Consider the following 15,966-nt stretch of genomic DNA (forward strand, 5'->3'; position numbering starts at 1 on the left):
TGTCCACAACCAGAGGCAGATCAAATGAGGGGGATGGCCGATGCGCTGCCCGTATTGCGGTAACATTGACACGCAGGTCAAGGATTCACGCCCGGCAGAGGATCACGTCGCGATCCGCAGGCGGCGGTTCTGTCCGGCCTGTGGCGGGCGGTTCACCACCTACGAGCGGGTGCAGTTGCGCGACCTGGTCGTCATCAAATCCAGCGGCAAACGCGAGGATTTCGACCGCGACAAGCTGGAGCGCTCGATCCGGATTTCCATGCAGAAGCGCCCGATCGAGCCCGAGCGTATTGACCAGATGATATCAGGCCTCGTGCGCCGGCTTGAGAGCATGGGCGAAACCGACATTTCCTCGAGCAAGATCGGTGAGATCGTGATGGAGGCGCTCGCCCGGATCGACACAGTTGCCTATGTGCGGTTCGCCAGTGTGTACAAGAATTTCCAGGCGGCGGATGATTTCGAGGATTTCGTGCACGAACTGCGCCCGAAGACGCCGGAAGAGTGACGCAGGACGACAATCGTTTCATGGCGCTCGCCCTCTCCTTGGGGCGGCGCGGCCTGGGGCAGTGCTGGCCCAACCCGGCGGTCGGCTGCATCATCGTGAACAAGGGTCGTATCGTCGGACGCGGCTGGACACAGCCGGGCGGACGGCCCCATGCGGAAACCGTTGCGCTGGCCATGGCCGGTGCGCTTGCGCATGGCGCCACGGCCTATGTGACGCTGGAGCCCTGTGCTCATCATGGCCTGACGCCGCCCTGCAGCGATGCGCTGATCGCGGCCGGGATCGCCCGCGTCGTCGCGCCGATGGAAGACAGCGACGCAAGGGTCGCGGGGCAGGGGTTCAAGGCCTTGAAGGCCGCGGGCATCAGCGTTGTGACCGGCTGCTTGGTCGAGCGGGCGCAACAGGATCATGCGGGCTTTTTCCTGCGCTGCGAACAGGGGCGTCCCCTCGTCACCCTGAAGCTTGCGAGCAGCTTTGATGGGCGAATTGCGACCGCGACGGGGGAAAGCCAATGGATCACCGGTCCGGCGGCGCGGCGCGTCGTGCACGGGCTGCGCGCATGCCACGATGCGGTGATGGTGGGGGCGGGAACCGCGCGCGCAGATGATCCGTCGCTGACCGTGCGCGACATCGGCGTTCACAGGCAGCCCGTGCGCGTGGTCGTCTCGCGCCATCTCGACCTGCCGTTGCTGGGAAACCTCGCGCGTACTGCCAAGGAAGTGCCGGTCTGGATCTGCCACGGCGAGAGCGCGGATGCAGACCGGATCCGCGCCTGGGAGGGTCTCGGTGCGCGGCTCTTGCCCTGTGCCGTGAACGGCATGCAGCTCGATCCGGTGGACGTGGTGCACAAGCTCGGGCAGAGCGGACTCACACGGGTTTTTTGCGAGGGCGGCGGAGCGCTCGCGGCTTCTCTGCTGGCAGCGGATCTGGTGGACGAGCTTGTGGGTTTCACCGCGGGCCGCCTGATCGGAGCCGAAGGATTGCCCTGCGTTGGAGCCTTGGGGGTCGACAGGCTGGCGAGCGCGCCCCGGTTCGACCTGGTCGAGATGCGCCCCGTCGGAAACGACATCGCACATCGCTGGCGCCGGAGCTACCTGCGCCAGACGTGAGCCTGTGTCGCGAAGAGACCCTGAAGTTTGGAAAGAACCCGGTTTCCCGTGCCTCGGCACGGTACGTGGCCTGCGAGCAGACGTTCGACCAGAACCTCCACCGGGCAGATCTGTCCGGTGCACGGATCAAGGTAGCGCGGATAGTCAATCAGCGCCGCGTGGACAAGGCCGGCGAGGTCGGGACGCGCCGTGCGACGCGCCGGCTGCTCCACCAGATCCGTCGTCAAACCCCAGCCGGCGTAGAATGGCCTGCCGACGGTCGTCACCGGCACTCCGCGCAGCAGTGCCTCGAATCCCATGAGCGAGGTGATCGTCCAGACCGCATCCACCTGACCGAGCAGCGTGGACGGATCGCACTCCGAGGCGATCAGGTCTGCAACATCGGCGGGAATGGCCCCGGGCCGCAGACCTGCTTCGACATCCGGATGCGGCTTGTAGATCAAGGTGGCGGCGGGTTCCGCAACGCGCGCGGCCTTTAGAAGTTCGGTATTGCTGCGGATCGTATCCGCCCCGTGTTTGATCGAGGCATCGTCTTCGACCTGGCCGACGACCAACACCCGGCGCCCTTCTGGCAGGTCGCGCAAAGCGCCGCCTGTGTTGTACTTGCTCAAACCACCAGAAGTGATGCTGGTGATCAGGCGCTCGGCGCGACGGCGCTCGTCTGCACGCAGCGTTGCGCGGCGCGCGATCAACTGCTCGAGCCGGCTGGATCGGGTTGGATCGTAGTAGATCCCCAGATCGTCGACCACCAGCGACAGCGGCGCGACCAAGTCGGCACCAAGACCCCGCGAGCGAAGAAAGCCGTCCTCGACGCGGGCCGCGGTGTCGGCATCGACCGCCTTACTGGCCCAGACCATCTGCCGTCGCCGGGTGTCCGCCTTGAGCCGCTCGGTGAAAACGACTTTCCGTTCCTGCCCAAAGAAACTCTGGATTGACGGGCGTTTCCACAGGTTGATGCCACGGGCGGCCCAGCCGCGCCGATCCTGCCGCCAGGCGCGCACCTGCGCTTCGAGCGTGTCGATCACGGTTTCAAGTTGGCAGAGCCGGTCGCGGAACGGATCATACCAGGTCGGATAGAGGATCATCGCCGCGGCAAACAATTGCGCGCGGGTCAGGCGACGCACCCGGCGAGGCACCGGGTCTTCGTCCTCGGTCAGCCCCCAACCGGCATAGAAGGGCTGGCCGAAGACACGCGGCCTGTGCCCGGCGAGGATCGCCTCGAAGCCCAACTGCGAGGACACCGTGTAGACGCCGACCGCGCCGTCGAGCAGCGCCCAGGGATTGACCGGATCGGTCAGGATGCGAACGCGCTTGCTGGTATCGGCATTGGTGTAGTGCCCGTCACGATAGCCTGCGAGCGTTTCCGGATGGGACTTGATGACCACCGGCACGCCGGGATGCTCCTCCTGCGCGAAGACAAGCATCTCTCGGAACCGAGCGCGACCGGCGTTGGTCGTTTTGAGCGATGCATCGTCGCGTGTCTGGTCCACAACCAGAACGTAGCTGGGATCCGGGCAGGGGAGGTCAGGATCGAAGCTGTTGTACTTGGACAGGGCCGAATTCCGAAGTCGCGCCATGGCATTGCGCGCTCGGTCCAGCAGCGCGGTGTCGTCAAGCGGCGCGCTAGTCAGCAAGCGCTCGAGGTCCGACGGCACGCTCGAGTCGAAATGCACCCCGCTGCGATCCAGAACCAACCCCATCGGTGCATCCCCGGCGCGTCCGGGACGGATCGACCTCAGAAAGGCATCCTCGACGGTCAGGAGAGGGGTTCCGCGACGGGCCGCGACGAAGCGGCCACGGTGGGCGGTCGGGCTGTTGCCCCAGATCGCGACACGGTCCTGCGAGCCCGGCAGTCCCAGCCGCAGGTCGTATCCGGCCAGTTGCAGGATGCGGCGCACCCGGCCACTGCGCCAGAAGCCTGCATTGTAGGCGAAGAGATGCTGCCGCTCTGTGCCGCCGCTTAGCCCCATGCCGGGGTCGCCCATCTCTATTGGGTCAAGGTCGCGACATTCGCGAACGGCGTCAGGCCGCCAGCCACCAGCGAGATCGTCTTGGTCCACTGGGCATAGGGCGCCTCGGTGACATAGAGAGTGTCGTCGTCGCGGATCACGAAATCGCGCGCCATGAACAGGCCGTTGGGTTCCCTCAGGTTCAGCACATAGACCATCCGCTGTGCGCCCTGAAGATCACTGCGCCCCAGGACCTGACCGGCGATTTCGGCCGGTTCGTTGCGGATCACGAAAACGCCGGTCGGGTCCGACGCGGTGGGAACCAAGCCGCCGACCTGGGCGATCGCTTCGAGGGCTGAGAGGTTCTGTGTCTCGAACTTGACCCGGGCCTGCTGGCTTGTCGCACCGATGGCGGTGAAGGACCGCCGGTCTTCCTCTACAAGGATACGGTCTCCGCCGCGCAGGGCGATGTCGAGCCTCGGGTTGTCGAACAGATCCTGGAACCAGACCTTGCCGCGCTGGTCGCCTCGAATCACGGTGATCTGGGCGATTTCGGGCTCGATCGTGACGCCACCCGCGTTGGCGAGCATTGCTGACAATTTGCGCGTCGGACGCTCGATCGGATAAACGCCCTGTGCTCCGATGGCGCCGACCAGAGACACGGTCGAACCGTCCCCGGCGAGACGGCGCACCTGCACCTGCGGGTCAGGGGTCTGAAGTTCGAGTTTCTCGGTGATGATCTCGCGCAGTTCGTTCGGCGTGTTGCCGGCAGCCCTCAGACGTCCGGCATAGGGTACGAAGATATAGCCGGCCCCATCAACCTGGACTTCTTCGAGCGCGGTCGAGTTTGCGGTTTCCCCCGACAGCAGTCCGTCATCGACGTTTTCCCAGATCGTGAGGCCGAGAACATCGCCGGGACGGATCGTGTCGGATGTCAGTTCGGGCGCCGTAGCGAAGGCCTCGCTGAAGCCGAGCGCGGGCACCACGGCGGTGGCGCGGGTGACCCGATCGTTGACTTCGACAACGAAGGCATCACCCTGTTGTTGCACGGACCCGGCATAGATCTGACGCTTGTTCGGGCCGACCTGGGGCAGCGTGCAACCGGCGACGATGCCAAGCGACATGACAAGAGCGACAGGCAGCGCCCATCGTGACGAAGCGGATTTCACTGCTCGGTCTCCTGACCTGTTATTAATTGCTTCAATTTGCTGGGACGTTAGCGAACTGCACAGCGCAAATCCACCAGGAGTACAGCTCAACTATTGGATGAGTCGCAGCTGTTGCTCCTGTGCCGCTGTCGGTGTGAGCAGCGTTTCATAGGGATCGGTCGGGCTGAGCATCATGTCGGTGATCCGTCGCAGAGCGAGATTTCGGCTGCCACGGGCGTAAAAGCCCCCAGGAACCTGACTGGTGGCAAGCAGAAAACGGCGGTAGTCGGCATATGCGGCCGCATCCGGCGGCACCGGATCGGCGAAGAAGGCGGGCAGGGGCTGGTGCGAGACCAACTCGGGCTTGTCATAGACCGCGCGCCCGAATGCGCGGACTGGCAAGTTGCGCCAAAGCGCCTGCTGTCCGGCGGTGGAATTGACCGTCACCACTGCGCGGGCTTCATCCAGCAGTGGCGCGAGCCGGCTTCCACCGACCACATGCACGCGCTCCGAAATCCCGGCCGCGCGGGCCAGCCGCAGGATCGTCCGGCGCAGTGGCACGCGTCCGTCTTCGAGCGGATGCGCCTTGAAGACGAGATGATGATGCCGCGGCGCCCCCGCGGCGAAGCCCGCGACCACGTCGGAGACGAAATCGAGCATCGAGGAAAAGGGGGAATGGGCGCGAAAATTGCTGTCGTGCTCCAGTTGCAGAAGCACCAGGTGATACGGAAAATGACCTTGGCGGATGCGATGAGTCGCGAAGCCGCGCTGAAGCGCGTGTACCGGTTGCATCAGAAGGCGCGACAGGTGCAGTTGGAACTCCCGCTGCACCGGAATCGATCTGTGCGGTGTGAAATGCGGGTAGGAACGGGTCTTTGCCAGCACGCACCCGTGATAGAGCGCGCCGTACAGCATGTGCCGTCGCATGTCGCCCCAATGGGCGGGTGGACGCTGGGGCGCGGCTCCGGTTTCGGCCAGCGCGGTTCGCATTTCCTCTATCGAAAGGTCCATCAACCTGGAGTTGCCGTTCGAGCCGTCACGCTCGTAGGTGATCCAGTAGGGCCTCAGATAGCCTTCCTCGAAGACGTGTACGGTGATGCCGCGCGATCTGGCCGCAGCTATGGCGATGGCATGCACCGGACGCATGTCGCCGTAGATCACAAGATCGCTGACAAATCGCGTTTCGAACAGATAGTCGATCGTTTCGGGCCAATCCTGCAAGGGGCTGGGATGGGCGAGAAAGGTTTTCGCGTTCGGCCAGAACACCTGATCGCCCGCGTTGAAGCCCACGCGCAGAACACCCGCGCCGGTCGCCTCCAGCTGCCGTCCCAGCCTGCCGAAGAAGGGGCCATGCGGCCCCTGCAGGAACAGGAATACCCGTTCCGAGGTCGTGCGGCGCGGCGATAAACGCGGCTTGGGCATGTCGTGATCCCGGACGGTTTCGCGTACTATGGCGTCCGGTGGATCACGGCGCAAGGTCGCAGGGGCTTGCGGCGCGCAAGCGCGGCCGCTAGGTCGATTTCGCGGTCTAGGTCAGGGGAGCGACAGCATGTTCACGGGCATCATCACCGATATCGGAACCATCCGGGAACTCGAGCAGCGCGGCGATCTGCGTGCGCGCATCGCAACCGGCTACGATACGGCCAAAATCGACATCGGCGCGTCGATCGCCAGTGACGGGGTATGCCTGACGGTGATCGGCCTGGGCGAGGACTGGTACGATGTGCAGGTCAGTGCCGAAACCGTGTCCAAGACCAATCTGGGGGACTGGACGGTCGGCAAGCGGATCAACCTTGAACGTGCGCTGCGCGTCGGGGACGAATTGGGCGGTCACATCGTGTCGGGTCATGTCGACGGCGTGGCCGAGGTCGTCGACCTGCGGGAGGAGGGAGACAGCACGCGGGTTACGCTGCTGGCGCCGACCGAACTGGCGCGGTTTATCGCGCCCAAGGGATCGGTGGCGCTGAACGGAACCTCGCTCACTGTGAACGAGGTGGATGGCGCACGCTTCGGGATCAATTTCATTCCCCACACCAAGACGGTAACGACTTGGGGCGAAGTGGCGCTCGGCGATCGGGTCAATCTGGAGATCGACACCTTGGCGCGCTATGTGGCGCGGCTGGCCGAGACGGTCTGAGCATGTCCGACCGGATTGGGGGCCAGCCCCCAAACCCCCGGAGTATTTCGGCAAAGATGAAGCTGCGCTCGGACGTGGCGGCACGACCGTGCGGCACTGGTCATCATGACCCGAGTGGGCTATTGGCCTCTGACGAGGTCTCTGTGTGAAGGGTTCAGGCCATGAGTTTTGCATCTCCCGGTCCGGTCGAGACCGATCTGCGCGACGCGATTTCCCCGATCGAGGAGATCATAGATATCGCGCGCCAAGGCAAGATGTTCATCCTGGTGGATCACGAGGATCGGGAGAACGAGGGCGACCTGGTGATCGCAGCCGAGTTCGCCGATGCCGAGGCAATCAATTTCATGGCGACGCATGGCCGTGGTCTGATCTGTCTGCCGATGACAGCGGAGCGCATCGATCGACTTGGCCTGCCGATGATGGCGGTCAACAACTCCTCGCGTCATGAAACGCCGTTCACCGTGTCGATTGAGGCGCGCGAGGGGGTGTCGACGGGGATTTCCGCTCCCGACCGCGCCCATACGGTCGCCACGGCGATCAACGAGCAGAACACCATGGCCTCGCTGGCGACGCCGGGCCATGTCTTCCCGCTGCGCGCCCGTCAAGGTGGCGTTCTGGTGCGTGCGGGCCATACCGAGGCGGCGGTGGACATCGCGCGCCTTGCCGGCTTGAAGCCCGCCGGTGTGATCTGCGAGATCATGAATGCCGACGGCACCATGGCGCGCCTGCCGGAATTGGTGACATTCGCCCGTGAACACGGACTGAAGATCGGGACGATCTCGGACCTGATCGCCTATCGCAGCCTCAACGACAACCTCGTCAAGCAGACGGCGCACCACATGGTGACCTCGGAATACGGCGGCGCGTGGGACATGCGCATCTTCACGGACCAGACCCACGGGATCGAACATGTCGCTCTGATCAAGGGCGACATCACAACGCCCGAACCGGTCCTGATCCGCACCCACGCGCTGCACGAGGCTTCCGACGTGCTGGGACTGGGGCCCAAGCCCGCGCGCGAGTTGCCCCGCGCTATGGAACTGATCGCGGAGGAGGGGCGCGGCGTCGTCTGCCTGTTCCGCGAGGCGCGTCATTCGCTCTATGCGCAGGAAGACGAGGGTCCACGCACGATCAAGCAGACCGGGTTGGGGGCGCAGATCCTGTCGTCCCTTGGTCTTCGCCAGATGATCCTGCTGACGGATTCCCCGCAAACCCGCTATCTCGGCCTCGATGCCTATGGTTTGACCATCGTCGGCACCCGACCGATCATGCCGAAGGACTGATACATGGCTGGAACCGAAACCCATTACATCCTACCGCGCCCGGAATTCGACAGGCCGGTCAAGCTGTTGATCGTGGTCGCGCCCTACTACAAGGACATCGCTGACGACCTGGTTGCGGGCGCGAAGGCCGAGATTGAGGCCGTTGAGGGCTCCTGGGAGCTGGTCGAAGTTCCCGGCGCGCTGGAAGTGCCGACAGCGATCGGGATCGCCGACCGCACGTCGAATTTCGACGGATATGTGGCGCTCGGCTGCGTAATCCGGGGCGAGACGACCCATTACGAGACGGTCTGCAATGACAGCAGTCGCGCGATCCAGCTGATGGGTCTGCAGGGTCTGTGCATCGGCAATGGTATTCTGACCGTCGAAAACCGCCAACAGGCGGTTGTGCGGGCGGATCCGGACCAGCAGAACAAGGGCGGTGGCGCCGCTGCGGCTGCCTTGCATCTGATCGCGCTGGCCCGTAAGTGGGGCGGCCAGACCAAGGGAGTCGGGTTCAAACCTCCCGCCGACCCGATCCGGCTGGCCGGAAAGAACGACGGATCCACCATCGCATGAGCACCGAACGCAGCGCCCCGACGGGTAACCAGAAGCGCAAGATGAAATCGGCCGCACGGCTCTATGCCGTACAGGCGCTGTTCCAGATGGAGCAGAGCGGGCAGACCAGCGAGCATGTCGTAGCCGAGTTCCTGAACCATCGCTTTGGCGAAGTCTACGAGGGCGACGAGATGATCGATGGCGATATCGGTCTGTTCCGCAGCCTTGTCGAGGATGCGGTCAATCACCAGGCCAGGATCGACCAGGCCACTGACCGCGCGCTTGTCGCCAAGTGGCCGATCGCCCGTATCGATCCGACGCTGCGCGGCGTGTTTCGGGCCGCCGGCGCCGAGTTGAACGCCGGTGCAACGCCGCCGAAGGTCGTCATCGTGGAATACGTCGATATCGCCCGTGCCTTCTTTCCCGATGGCAAGGAGCCGAAATTCGTCAACGCGGTGCTCGACCACATGGCCCGAGAGATGCGGCCCGAGGCTTTCTGACGCGGTGAAACCGCTAAATCGTTGGACCTTCCGTCATCACATGCTATTTGTAAGATGTTGGAGGTACGCCATGCCCAAACTCGTCAAGCTCTATATCCGCAATGTTCTGATCGGTTTCGCCATCGCGGGAGCGTTCGTCGCGATGTTGCTCTGGTTCAACGTCATGAATCTCTGGGCTCTGGTCAGCCAGTCCGATGTAGGACTGATGGCGGTATTCCTGTTGTGGTTCATGAATGGCATCGTTTTTGCGGGTGTACAATTCGCCTGGGCGGTGATGGCAATGGCTGACAAGCCCGAGTCGAGCGGACGCGGCGGCACACCTGCCGTCGATCTGTCCCGTCCGGAGCCGGTGCGCGCCGAAGCGACGGCCAGGGATCGCCGGTTGAAATTGGGCCGATAGGTCAGGGGATCATGTGACGGGACCACCAATCAGCCGTGTGGTTCTGATTCCCGAGGACCTGTATGTACAGGTGGGCGCCAGGTAAACGGACCAGGATCCGTACAGAGCCAGCTCCCTCGGATTTGCTTAAGGCCACCGGAATGCAACCTTTCACGCGCAGGGCAGAACCCGCCACACTCTGCACATAGAGACGGCACGAAGGTCCGGCAAGGGGCACGCAGGTCGAGGCGCAAGAATTCTCGGACAGGTGATCGAGCTTGCCTGATGTTCACGTAATGTTCATAATGGTCGCATGAGCGAACACGTAACGACACTCTCCCCACAAACCAGTGCCGTGGCGGATCTTCCAAGACCGGGCCAGTTGCTGGCGCGTGGCGTATGCCGTTTGCTGCACGGACATGGGTTCGCGTCGGTCGAGGAATTCGTTCCCAGCCGGGGATTGCGCGTTGATGTGATAGGGTTGGGTCCCAAGGGCGAGCTCTGGGTGGTGGAGTGCAAGTCGAGCCGGGCGGACTACCAGAGTGACTGCAAGTGGCAGGGCTACCTGGAATGGTGCGATCGGTACTTCTGGGCGGTTGACCAGGCGTTCCCAACGGAGGTGTTGCCGGATGGCACCGGACTCATCATCGCGGATGCGTTCGATGCCGAGATCATCCGAATGGCGCCGGAAGATCGTCTGGCGCCCGCCCGACGCAAGGCAATGGTTCAGAAATTCGCGACCCACGCAGCGCGAAGGCTGCACGCCCTGCGTGATCCCGATTTCACTTTCTGAGGCTTCGGGCCGCCGCAGCCGCCGCGCGCAGTTCCTCTGCGATCTCGTCGGCTTCCTCTGGATCGAAGTCCATCGGAATCTCGACGCCCTGTGCTTCGACGAAGATCCGCACCATGCCGGTATCGGTCGGGCCGATCTGCATGTTCGCCTCGATATCGCGTTCGGTATTGATGCCCATCTGCCCCGTCCCTTGTGAGGAGAACCTGCTAGCGCGCGAAGACTTGAGAATCAAGCGCCCCTAGGCTTGTCTCTTTGCATGACCGAGACAGTGCTGCGCCCCTTCGTCAAGGAAGACGCCGATTGGTTGGTGGCGCAACATCGTTTTCTCTATGCGCGCGACGAAGGGTTTGACGACAGCTTCGGGGACCTTGTTTCGGATATCGTCTCGGAGTTTCTCACCGATCATGATCCAAAGCGCGAGCGGGGTTGGATCGCCGAGACGGAGGGTGCACCTCTCGGCAGCATCTTCTGTGTGCGGCTGACCGACACGACTGCCAAGCTGCGCCTGTTCCTCGTGCTGCCCGAAGCACGGGGAACAGGGCTGGGCAAGCGGCTATTGGCGCGCTGCATCGAGTTCGCACGTGCGGCCGGGTATCGCGACATTGAACTCTGGACTCATGAAAGCCACCGCGCGGCCTGCGCGCTATACGCAAGGTCGGGCTGGACGCTGACCGACAGTCGCAGGACTCGCAGCTTCGGCCAGGACGTGGTGGAACAAAGCTGGCGGATTGACCTTTAAGACCCTTGCATTCAGAATGTGGCTTAGCTAAATCGCCCCTGCGTGCCGCCTTAGCTCAGTTGGTTAGAGCGCCTGATTGTGGATCAGGAGGTCCCTGGTTCGAGCCCAGGAGGTGGTACCACTCCAGGTTTTCCACACAGCAGATCTTTACCGCTTGAACGGAATCGTCTGCGTTATGTCTCCGCTGACGGCGTCGAAGACCAGAATGCGGTCGTCTTCGGTCACCACGACGAAGTAACCCGGCCCATAGGTGACGGAGATCGCTCTTTTGCCTTCTGGCAAGGTGATCTGGTCGGGCAGGGGCATCACAGGTGGCTTCTCGGTCCAGAAGCGGATGACAAGCAGGCTCACGATCACTAAAAGCCCGAGGATCATCACCGCCGTCAGTGTCGTGACGAGGCGTCGCAGAAATCTCAGGTTCGCCGGTTCCGGGGCCGGTTCGGAAGGGTCAGTCATGATCACGCGCCAGATAGAGTTCACCATCGCGGCAGACCCGCCGCCCCGCCTTGATAAGGCGCTTTCCCGCGATGTTCCAGTTGATGCGGCCCTGTCGCGCACGCGCCTCGCGCGGTTGATCGAAGAGGGCGCCGTCACGGTGAACGGGCAGGTCGCGCGGGACGCCAAGGCGCGCATCGAGGCCGGGGCACAGGTGCGCCTGACGGTCGAAGCCGCAGCCGAGAGTCATATCGGGGCTGAGCCCATTCCGCTGTCGATCCTGCATGAGGATGAAGATCTGATCGTCATCGACAAGCCGGCGGGCATGGTCGTGCACCCGGCTCCGGGCACGCCAGGTGGCACGCTCGTCAACGCGCTGATGCATCATTGCGGCGATGACCTGTCGGGTGTCGGCGGGGTGAAACGGCCCGGAATCGTGCACCGGATCGACAAGGACACAAGCGGCGTTCTGGTCGTGGCCAAATCCGACGCTGCACACCAGGGGCTCGCGGCGCAATTCGCCGCACACAGCGTGGAACGCTATTACACGGCCATCTGCCACGGCGTGCCAGACGCGTCCGATCCGCGCCTGCGCGGCGTGCGTGGCGCGAGTTTCGAACCCGGCAATATCCTGCGCCTGACGACCCAGTTGGCGCGTCACAAGACCGACCGGCAGAAACAGGCAGTGCTCTTCAACGGTGGGCGGCACGCCGTCACGCGGGCGCGGATCGTCGAGACATTCGGTGCGCCCCCGGCCGCGGCGTTGATCGAATGCTGGCTCGAGACGGGGCGCACCCACCAGATCCGCGTCCATCTCGCCCATGCGGGCCACGGGCTGATCGGCGATCCGGTCTATGGCGGCCGCCGAAAGCTGGCGTCGAAATCCGTCTCCGCTTCGGCCGCCGCGGCAGCATGGAACTTTCCGCGCCAGGCGTTGCACGCCGCCGTTCTGGGGTTCGTGCATCCGATCAGTGGCGAACCCGTGCGGTTCTCCGCCGATCTTCCAGAGGATATGCGGGAACTTATAACCCTTCTGCGCAATTGACATATCAAGCACATGCGCGTGAAGCCGCTGATATTCACGTTACGTAATGCGTCGTGAAGGGCATAATGAGACATGCGCTCTTGAACCGCTGCATTGTACCACCATATGCATGTTAACCCACTAAACATTGAGAGGGACACGAACATGGCCAATTACGCAAATCTGCCTGCGCCGACGCCGGAAGGCGGTCTGAACCGGTACATGCAGGAGATTCGCAAGTTTCCCCTTCTGGAGCCGGAAGAGGAGTACATGCTGGCCAAGCGCTGGGTCGAGGAACAGGATACCGAGGCGGCGCACAAGATGGTCACCTCGCATCTGCGGCTCGCGGCGAAAATCGCCATGGGTTATCGCGGATACGGCTTGCCGCAGGCCGAGGTCATCTCGGAAGCCAATGTCGGCCTGATGCAGGCGGTCAAGCGGTTCGACCCCGAAAAAGGCTTCCGCCTGGCGACCTATGCGATGTGGTGGATTCGGGCCAGCATTCAGGAATACATCCTGCGCAGTTGGTCACTGGTGAAGCTGGGCACCACGTCGGCGCAGAAGAAGCTGTTCTTCAACCTGCGCAAGGCCAAGGCCAAGATCGGTGCGCTCGAAGAGGGCGACCTGCACCCGGACAACGTCAAGCAGATCGCTACAGATCTCGGCGTGACCGAGGAGGAAGTCATCAGCATGAACCGGCGGATGTCCGGTGGGGATGCCTCGCTGAATGCGACCGTCGGGTCCGAAGGCGAAGGCACGATGCAATGGCAGGATTGGCTCGAGGACGAGGACGCCGACCAGGCCAGCGACTATGAGGCGCGCGACGAACTGGAGGCGCGGCGCGAGTTGTTGGCGCAAGCGCTGGACGTTCTGAACGATCGGGAAAAAGACATCCTGACGCAGCGGCGACTGACGGATCAGCCCGTGACGCTCGAAGATCTGAGCGTGCAGTACAAGGTCAGCCGCGAGCGGATTCGGCAGATCGAGGTGCGCGCCTTCGAGAAACTGCAGAAGAAAATGCGCGACCTCGCGCGTGAGAAAGGCATGCTCAGCACGGTTTAACCGACACCAGGACATGCTTCTGCCCGGTGCTGCCACCTCTGACGCGATCTGACCACCGAGAAAAAGAAGAACCCGCAGTGCCAAGAAGGCGCTGCGGGTTTTTTCGCGTCCGATCCCGGTCCTTAGTAAGGGTCTCTGGGGGAGCGATCGTCTGACAGCGACTGATGCCGGTGCGCCACCAGCGTCTCTATCGCGTCGGCCAGGTGTTCACGGTCAATATGAGGATCGCCGTTGGCCACGCGGATCCTGTGCGCTTCGATCATTACGTCGGCGTGGCGGCATCCTTCCGGCGGTTCGAACCGATAGCTTGCCAGTTCGATCAGCAGTCCGAGCGGATCGTTGAAATAGATCGAGTCCATGAAGCCGCGATCCTTGGGACCGGAATGCTTGATGCCTCGATCATCGAGTCGCTCAGCGACTTGCCAGAAGCTGGCCTGGCTGACGTTGAACGCGATGTGATGCACTGAACCCGGCTCGGTCGAGGTGCGTCTCGGATCGGGTTTGCGCTCCTCATTTGTGAAGATCGTGATCAGGCGCCCGTCGCCGGGATCGAAATAGAGATGCCCTTCGTTCGGATCGTCCAGGTTCGGCTGGTCGAAGATGAAAGGCATGCCCAGAACGCCCTCCCAGAAATCGATAGATGTCTGCCTATCGGCCCCGACCAGGGTGATATGGTGCACGCCCTGGCTCTGGATCTTGCGCAACTTTTTCTGGCTCATGTCGTTCTCCCGTGTTGCAGTCATTCTAGGCCCCACAGTGCATATCTCAAATCCTTTCAGGCGCCGGAATCTGGGAGCCGGATTTGGCCCCGGGGGCAACTCGACAGAACAAAGCACTCATTGGTTCTGGTAAATGCAAATCGCTTCGGCGGGCACGACGCATGCCGCTGCACTTTACCCGCAACGCATTGGATGGCAGGGTCGCACCGCCTTTGGGAGACAGAGCGATGCAGTTTTCGACCGACTACGAAACCAGCGCGCCCTCGATTGCGGCGCTGTTCGAAGCCGTTTTTTCGGTGTCCGAGGGCGCTGAGGAGGGCGCCCTGATCGGAGATCTCGCCCGCCGCATGATGGCTGAAACGCCTGAAGCGGACCTGCGTGTGTTCACCGCGTGGGTCGATGGGGCGTTGGTTGGCGCCATCCTGTTTTCGCGTCTCGTCTATCAGGGCGATGAGCGGTCGGTCTTTGTTCTGGGCCCAGTGGCCGTGGCGGAAGAACGGCAAGGTCGCGGGATCGGGCAGGGGATCATCCGGCATGGCCTTGACATGCTGCGCGCCGAAGGCGTGGATGTCGCGATGACCTACGGCGACCCGAATTACTACGCCCGGCTGAGCTTCGCGCCAGTCAGCGAGCATGACATTCCCGCGCCGTTTGCACTTCGGCATCCAGAGGGATGGCTTGGTCAATCCCTGAATAAGGCACCGCTCGTTCCTTTTCATGGCCCGCCGCACTGTGTCGGAGCGTTCAACGACCCGGTGTTCTGGTAGGCTTTCGGTTCGGCGACCGAGACTGTTTTTCATTCACGGGTCGGTCGATCGGCTGGCATTTATTGTCTGGCTTCACGGCGTTATGTATGATCTTGATAAAGGGCATGCGGCGTCATGCACCGGACGACAACGGTCTGGTCTGCCCAAATGCCGGGGCTGAACGCCCGGAGTAAGGCAGGACCCATGACCGTGACCTTCAAGGATGTCAAAGCCGACCTGCTTGATCAGATCGCGCGCGGCACGCTGCGTCCGGGCGCCCAGATGCCGAACGAGACCGATCTCGCCGAGGCCTATGGCTGCGCGCGCGCCACGGTGAACCGGGCGATGCGCGAACTGGCCGAAGAGGGCATCGTCGAACGCAAGCGAAAGGCCGGAACACGCGTGCGCATGGCGCCGATCCGCCAGGCGCGATTTTCGATTCCGATCGTGCGCGATGAGATCGAGGCCCAGGGGGCGGAGTATCGCTATGCGCTGCTAGATCGAACGGTGCAGGGGGCACCCGATTGGCTGCGTGGCCGTTTGGGATTGGACGCGGGACAGGAGGTGCTGCACGTGGTCTGCATGCACTATGCCGACGGGATGCCGTATCAGCACGAGGATCGCTGGATCAATCCCGAGATCGTGCCCGGTGTGCTCGCGGCGGATTTCTCCGTCAACGGGCCGAATGAATGGCTGGTGGCCGAGGTTCCCTTCTCCGATGCCGAGATCAGCTTCATGGCGGTCGAAGCCGAACAGGGCCTTGCGGATCACCTTGGCTGTGCTGTTGACGATGCGCTCTTTCGCATCGAGCGCACCACATGGCTGAGGGGCAGCGCGATCACGCTGGTGCGGCTGACCTATCGCCGCGGACATCGGATGACCACGCAGTACTGAGCGCTACCGCGTT

General features: G+C 63.0%; 19 protein-coding genes and 1 tRNA gene. 14 read left to right on the forward strand and 6 right to left on the reverse strand.

Features of this window, described 5'->3' with window-relative positions:
• Window positions 1-40 precede the first annotated feature (40 nt).
• Both nrdR and ribD read left to right on the forward strand, forming a co-directional pair.
• The gene (nrdR, locus tag JF290_RS03465; protein WP_199023356.1) at window positions 41-505 is read left to right on the forward strand and encodes a transcriptional regulator NrdR; all 465 of its coding nucleotides are present in this window, start codon (window positions 41-43) and stop codon (window positions 503-505) included.
• On the forward strand, window positions 502-1,611 hold the full coding sequence (gene ribD, locus JF290_RS03470; RefSeq protein WP_328701194.1) for a bifunctional diaminohydroxyphosphoribosylaminopyrimidine deaminase/5-amino-6-(5-phosphoribosylamino)uracil reductase RibD: 1,110 nt from the start codon (window positions 502-504) through the stop codon (window positions 1,609-1,611). The genes nrdR and ribD overlap by 4 nt, the downstream gene beginning before the upstream one ends.
• On the opposite strand, the gene JF290_RS03475 is transcribed toward ribD, so the two are convergent.
• The 3 genes from JF290_RS03475 to JF290_RS03485 form a co-directional block, all read right to left on the reverse strand.
• A complete protein-coding gene (locus JF290_RS03475) occupies window positions 1,593-3,596 on the reverse strand; it encodes a capsular polysaccharide biosynthesis protein (RefSeq protein WP_199023358.1) in 2,004 nt (667 codons plus the stop codon). The genes ribD and JF290_RS03475 overlap by 19 nt on opposite strands.
• 2 nt (window positions 3,597-3,598) lie before the next feature.
• Entirely contained in the window at window positions 3,599-4,684 is a 1,086-nt protein-coding gene (locus JF290_RS03480) for a polysaccharide biosynthesis/export family protein (protein WP_233155139.1), read from the reverse strand.
• A gap of 135 nt (window positions 4,685-4,819) precedes the next feature.
• Window positions 4,820-6,130, reverse strand: coding sequence for a capsule biosynthesis protein (locus JF290_RS03485; RefSeq protein ID WP_199023360.1), 1,311 nt, complete (start codon window positions 6,128-6,130; stop codon window positions 4,820-4,822).
• A 127-nt stretch (window positions 6,131-6,257) separates the two neighbouring features.
• On the opposite strand from JF290_RS03485, the gene JF290_RS03490 reads away from it, so the two are divergent.
• The 6 genes from JF290_RS03490 to JF290_RS03515 all read left to right on the forward strand — a co-directional run bounded on the left by JF290_RS03490 (window position 6,258) and on the right by JF290_RS03515 (window position 10,334).
• Complete coding sequence (locus tag JF290_RS03490; protein ID WP_199023361.1) at window positions 6,258-6,845, forward strand: riboflavin synthase; 588 nt, start codon at window positions 6,258-6,260, stop codon at window positions 6,843-6,845.
• A gap of 161 nt (window positions 6,846-7,006) precedes the next feature.
• Window positions 7,007-8,128 (forward strand): 3,4-dihydroxy-2-butanone-4-phosphate synthase, encoded by a 1,122-nt coding sequence (gene ribB, locus JF290_RS03495; protein WP_199023362.1) that lies wholly within the window; start codon window positions 7,007-7,009, stop codon window positions 8,126-8,128.
• Window positions 8,129-8,131: 3 nt separating this feature from the next.
• Window positions 8,132-8,683, forward strand: coding sequence for a 6,7-dimethyl-8-ribityllumazine synthase (locus JF290_RS03500; RefSeq protein ID WP_199023363.1), 552 nt, complete (start codon window positions 8,132-8,134; stop codon window positions 8,681-8,683).
• The gene (gene nusB, locus JF290_RS03505; protein ID WP_199023364.1) at window positions 8,680-9,162 is read left to right on the forward strand and encodes a transcription antitermination factor NusB; all 483 of its coding nucleotides are present in this window, start codon (window positions 8,680-8,682) and stop codon (window positions 9,160-9,162) included. Before JF290_RS03500 ends, nusB begins: the two co-directional genes overlap by 4 nt.
• A 70-nt stretch (window positions 9,163-9,232) precedes the next feature.
• Window positions 9,233-9,562: a hypothetical protein gene (locus JF290_RS03510; RefSeq protein WP_199023365.1), complete on the forward strand. Its 330-nt coding sequence runs from the start codon at window positions 9,233-9,235 to the stop codon at window positions 9,560-9,562.
• 292 nt (window positions 9,563-9,854) lie between these two features.
• The gene (locus tag JF290_RS03515; protein WP_199023366.1) at window positions 9,855-10,334 is read left to right on the forward strand and encodes an MmcB family DNA repair protein; all 480 of its coding nucleotides are present in this window, start codon (window positions 9,855-9,857) and stop codon (window positions 10,332-10,334) included.
• On the opposite strand, the gene JF290_RS03520 is transcribed toward JF290_RS03515, so the two are convergent.
• Entirely contained in the window at window positions 10,324-10,512 is a 189-nt protein-coding gene (locus tag JF290_RS03520) for a DUF6324 family protein (protein ID WP_199023367.1), read from the reverse strand. The genes JF290_RS03515 and JF290_RS03520 overlap by 11 nt on opposite strands.
• A gap of 78 nt (window positions 10,513-10,590) precedes the next feature.
• On the opposite strand from JF290_RS03520, the gene JF290_RS03525 reads away from it, so the two are divergent.
• Both JF290_RS03525 and JF290_RS03530 read left to right on the forward strand, forming a co-directional pair.
• Window positions 10,591-11,073: a GNAT family N-acetyltransferase gene (locus JF290_RS03525; protein ID WP_199023368.1), complete on the forward strand. Its 483-nt coding sequence runs from the start codon at window positions 10,591-10,593 to the stop codon at window positions 11,071-11,073.
• 44 nt (window positions 11,074-11,117) lie between these two features.
• A tRNA-His gene (locus JF290_RS03530) sits at window positions 11,118-11,194 on the forward strand.
• A 26-nt stretch (window positions 11,195-11,220) separates the two neighbouring features.
• Here JF290_RS03530 and JF290_RS03535 read toward each other — a convergent pair.
• Window positions 11,221-11,529 (reverse strand): DUF6476 family protein, encoded by a 309-nt coding sequence (locus JF290_RS03535; protein ID WP_199023369.1) that lies wholly within the window; start codon window positions 11,527-11,529, stop codon window positions 11,221-11,223.
• Between JF290_RS03535 and JF290_RS03540 the strand changes: the two genes are divergently transcribed.
• Together JF290_RS03540 and rpoH are read left to right on the forward strand one after the other, a co-directional pair.
• Complete coding sequence (locus JF290_RS03540; RefSeq protein ID WP_199023370.1) at window positions 11,528-12,553, forward strand: RluA family pseudouridine synthase; 1,026 nt, start codon at window positions 11,528-11,530, stop codon at window positions 12,551-12,553. The genes JF290_RS03535 and JF290_RS03540 overlap by 2 nt on opposite strands.
• Before the next feature lie 144 nt (window positions 12,554-12,697).
• A complete protein-coding gene (gene rpoH / locus JF290_RS03545) occupies window positions 12,698-13,594 on the forward strand; it encodes an RNA polymerase sigma factor RpoH (RefSeq protein WP_199023371.1) in 897 nt (298 codons plus the stop codon).
• A 122-nt stretch (window positions 13,595-13,716) separates the two neighbouring features.
• Here the strand turns inward: rpoH and JF290_RS03550 are convergent, their stop codons facing one another.
• Entirely contained in the window at window positions 13,717-14,298 is a 582-nt protein-coding gene (locus JF290_RS03550; protein ID WP_199023596.1) for a VOC family protein, read from the reverse strand.
• A 242-nt stretch (window positions 14,299-14,540) separates the two neighbouring features.
• On the opposite strand from JF290_RS03550, the gene JF290_RS03555 reads away from it, so the two are divergent.
• Complete coding sequence (locus JF290_RS03555; protein ID WP_199023372.1) at window positions 14,541-15,080, forward strand: GNAT family N-acetyltransferase; 540 nt, start codon at window positions 14,541-14,543, stop codon at window positions 15,078-15,080.
• A 183-nt stretch (window positions 15,081-15,263) separates the two neighbouring features.
• Window positions 15,264-15,953, forward strand: coding sequence for a histidine utilization transcriptional repressor HutC (locus tag JF290_RS03560; protein WP_199023373.1), 690 nt, complete (start codon window positions 15,264-15,266; stop codon window positions 15,951-15,953).
• Window positions 15,954-15,966: the final 13 nt, after the last annotated feature.

The organism is Sedimentitalea arenosa (genome assembly GCF_016428585.1).
Taxonomy (GTDB): domain Bacteria; phylum Pseudomonadota; class Alphaproteobacteria; order Rhodobacterales; family Rhodobacteraceae; genus Sedimentitalea; species Sedimentitalea arenosa.